Here is a 919-nt window from a genome sequence, read left to right as displayed (position 1 = left end):
GTCCAGCACGTCATCGCCCTTGCTGCCCAGCAGGGTGTCGTAGCCGTCACCGCCGTCAATGCCTTCGATGCTCTGCAGGTTGTCCAGTCCGTCGGTGACCTGGATGACATCGTTGTAACGTGTCCCTTGAATGAGGTCCTCACCGTCACCCCCATCGTACTGGTCCAGCCCGGCGTTGCCGTAGACCTTGAAGGTGTCGTTGCCGTCACCGCCGTCAATGCCTTCGATGCTCTGCAGGTTGTCCAGTCCGTCGGTGACCTGGATGACATCGTTGTCTCGTGTCCCTTGACTGAGGTCCTCACCGTCACCGCCGTCGTACTGGTCCAGCCCGGCGTTGCCGTAGACCTTGAAGGTGTCGTTGCCGTCACCACCGAACAGTTTGTCATTGCCGACATTACCTTCGATGTGATCATCGCCCTTGGTACCGATGATGGTGTCATCGCCGGCGCCGCCGTCGATCTCTTCGATGTTCTTCAGCGCCGGGCCTTCTGAGAAGTCGAGGACGTCATCGCCCTTGCTGCCCAGCAGGGTGTCGTAGCCGTCACCGCCGTCAATGGCCTCGATACTTTCGAGGTTGTCCAGACCGTCGGTGACCTGGATGACGTCGTTGTAGCGAGAGCCCTGAATGAGGTCATCACCCTTACCCCCATCGTACTGATCCAGCCCGGCATTGCCGCGCACCAGGAACGTGTCATCACCCCTGCCACCGAGTAGCTCATCATCTCCGCTACCACCGGTAATAGTGTCGTCGCCTCTATTACCCACGATCCGGTCATCCCCGCGGGTGCCGATGATGGTGTCATCACCACGACCGCCGTCAATCTCCTCAATACCGTCGAGTTTCGGGCCTCGCGAGAAGTCCAGGACATCGTCGCCCTTGCTGCCCAGCAAGGTATCGTAGCCGTCACCGCCATCGATG

Annotated in this window: 1 pseudogene; it reads right to left on the bottom strand. The window is 60.0% G+C overall.

From position 1 onward, the window contains the following. Nucleotides 1–919, bottom strand: a pseudogene (locus C0039_RS20815) (calcium-binding protein); the annotation flags it as partial.

The organism is Pseudohalioglobus lutimaris, assembly GCF_002866825.1.
Taxonomy (GTDB): domain Bacteria; phylum Pseudomonadota; class Gammaproteobacteria; order Pseudomonadales; family Halieaceae; genus Halioglobus; species Halioglobus lutimaris.
Note: the sequence above shows the minus strand (reverse complement) of the source record. Positions and strands in the feature narration are given on the sequence as shown.